At 70.2% G+C, this 2,526-nt stretch carries 3 protein-coding genes; all 3 read left to right on the forward strand.

What is annotated here, in order from left to right:
• Positions 1–136: 136 nt before the first annotated feature.
• Genes DI276_RS17460 through DI276_RS17470 form a run of 3 tightly spaced genes read left to right on the forward strand, consistent with a single transcriptional unit; the run spans position 137 to position 2,485 of the window.
• Positions 137–610 carry a RidA family protein gene (locus DI276_RS17460; RefSeq protein ID WP_198680714.1) on the forward strand — a complete coding sequence of 158 codons (474 nt, stop codon included), beginning with the start codon at positions 137–139 and terminating at the stop codon, positions 608–610.
• Between the two features lie 14 nt (positions 611–624).
• Positions 625–1,731 (forward strand): alanine racemase, encoded by a 1,107-nt coding sequence (locus DI276_RS17465; RefSeq protein WP_112264548.1) that lies wholly within the window; start codon positions 625–627, stop codon positions 1,729–1,731.
• Between the two features lie 19 nt (positions 1,732–1,750).
• Positions 1,751–2,485: an SDR family NAD(P)-dependent oxidoreductase gene (locus DI276_RS17470; protein ID WP_112264550.1), complete on the forward strand. Its 735-nt coding sequence runs from the start codon at positions 1,751–1,753 to the stop codon at positions 2,483–2,485.
• Positions 2,486–2,526: the final 41 nt, after the last annotated feature.

Consider the following 2,526-nt stretch of genomic DNA (forward strand, 5'->3'; position numbering starts at 1 on the left):
CCTTCGCCCGCGACGTCGCCGACGAAGTCCTGTTCATGGACAACGGAATCGCCGTCGAACGCGGCGACGCCCGCGAAGTACTCGCCAACCCACGCGAAAAACGAACCCAAGAGTTCCTGGAAAGGGTGCTGTGACTGTGATCGAAAGTGCTGTGAAGGCAACGGATCGGCTCCGTGCTCTCGGTCTGGAGCTGCCCGCCCTCGGGTTCGGTGCGAGCCCGCACTTCGTGAACCACAAGGCGGTGGACTCGAGCATCTACATCTCGGGCCAGCTGCCGTACCGGGACGGCGTGCTGCTGGGCCAGGGCATCGTCGGCCGGGACGTCGACGTGGCGACGGCGCGCGACTTCGCCCGCCAGACCGCCCTCAACGCGCTCGCGATCGCCGCGGACGCGGTGGGAGACCTGGACCGGGTCAGGATCGTGCAGATGCTGGTCTTCGTGGCCAGCACGCCGGATCTGGGCGAGCAGTCGCGGGTCGCCGACGCGGCCAGCGACCTTCTCGTCGAGGTGCTCGGTGAGAACGGGCGGCACGCGCGCACCGCGATCGGCGTCGCGGGCCTGCCGCGCAACAGTCCGGTCGAGATCCAGATGGTCTGCACCGCGGTGTAGGAGAGGAGTGCGACGTGAGCCGGATCCAGCGAGCGCTCGCCGCCCTGGCAGGGCGGATCGACACCCCGGCGCCGATCGTGCTGGTCGACGTCATGCAGGACAACATCGACCGCATGCAGGCCTTCGCCGACCAGCACGGTCTTGACGTCCGGCCGCACGTCAAGACGCACAAGTGCGTCGAGATCGGCAGGCGCCAGCTCGCGGCGGGAGCGATCGGCATCACCGCGGGCAACGTCGGTGAGGCCGAGGTCTTCGCCGCGGCCGGATTCGACGACATCTTCCTCGCCTACCCGGTCTGGCCCTCGGGAACCAAGGGCGCGCGGCTGCGCAGGCTGACCGAGTCCGTCCGGCTGCGGGTCGGCGTGGACAACGTCGCGGCGATCGACGCACTCGCCGACGCGATGGCGGGCGAACCGGAGCGGCTGGAGATCGTGATCGAGGTGGACTGCGGCGCCCGTCGCTCCGGGGCACCGCCCGAGCTCGCGGGCGACCTCGCGCTGGCCGCCCTCCGGCGCGGCCTGGTGCCGGTCGGTGTCTTCACGTATCCGGGTCACGGCAGCGCCGGTCCGGACGCTCGCGTGCGCGCCGCGCGGGACCAGGAGGCCGCGCTCGTCACCGCGGTGCGCAGCCTCACCGGTGTCGGGATCACCGCGCAGGTGGTGAGTGCCGGCTCCACCCCGACCGTCGAGTTCACCCGCGGCAGCGTGATCACCGAGATCCGCCCTGGCGAGTACGTCTTCTGCGACCTGGACAACACCCGGCTCGGCGCCTGCACGGACGACCAGGTCGCACTGTTCGTCGCCACCACGGTCGTCAGCGACTGGGTCCCCGACCAGGTCATCGTCGATGCGGGCACCAAAGCCCTCAGCCGGGAGGGCAGCGCCGAACGCGGCTACGGCGGCATCGCCGGCACGAAGGCCGTCCTGACCAAGCTCAACGAGTACCACGGATTCCTCGGGCTGCCCGCCGGTGACTTCCGCCCCGGCATCGGCACCGTGCTCCCGGTGGTGCCGAACCACGTCTGCCCGGTCGTGATCAACTTCGAGGAGCTGATCGTCACCGACAGCACGGGCACGTCGCTGCAACGATGGCCGATCGACGCCCGCGGATTCCTCAGCTGACCCACAGGAGTTGCCCGACATGAGACTCGACAACGTCACGGCCCTGGTGACCGGCGCCGGCAGCGGAATCGGCGAGGCGATCAGTTCGCACTTCCGCCGCGAGGGCGCACGACTGCTGCTCACCAGCCGGAGGGAGCGGCTCGACACGGCTCAGCCCGACGACCTGTACGTCCCCGGCGATCTCAACGACGAGGCGTTCGTCGAAGCCCTCGCCCGCCAGGCCGCCGAGTCGTTCGGCACCGTCGATGTCGTCGTCCTCAACCACGGCCTGCAGGCGAGCAGCCCGCTCACCGAGATGACCTGCGAGGCCGCGAAGAACGTGCTCGACAGCAACCTGCTCAGCGCGTTCCTGGTGATGAAGCACTTCGCGCCGCTGATGCCCGCCGCGGGAGGCTCGTTCGTCTGCGTCAGCTCCCGGCTCGGCATGGTCGGCAAGGCGGGCGAAGTCCTGTACTCCGCGGCCAAGGGCGGCCTCATCATGCTCGCCAAGGGCGCGGCGATCGAGTGGGCCGCGCGCAACATCCGCGTCAACGTGGTCGCCCCCGGCCTGACCGTCACGCCGATCATCGAGGCGTCGTTCCAGCGCAACGCCGACCCCGAGGCCTACCGTCGAGAGCGCGAGAGCCAGATCCCGCTCCAGCGCCTCGCCACCCCGGAGGAGGTCGCCGACGCGGTGCTCTTCCTGGCGTCGTCGGAATCGACCTACATCACCGGAGCGGTCCTGCCGGTCGACGGCGGCTACACCGCGTTCTGAGCACGGCCTCGACGGCCCGCTCAGCGGCTTGGCCGCTGAGC

The sequence above is a fragment of the Lentzea terrae genome, assembly GCF_003265345.1.
GTDB lineage: Bacteria > Actinomycetota > Actinomycetes > Mycobacteriales > Pseudonocardiaceae > Lentzea > Lentzea terrae.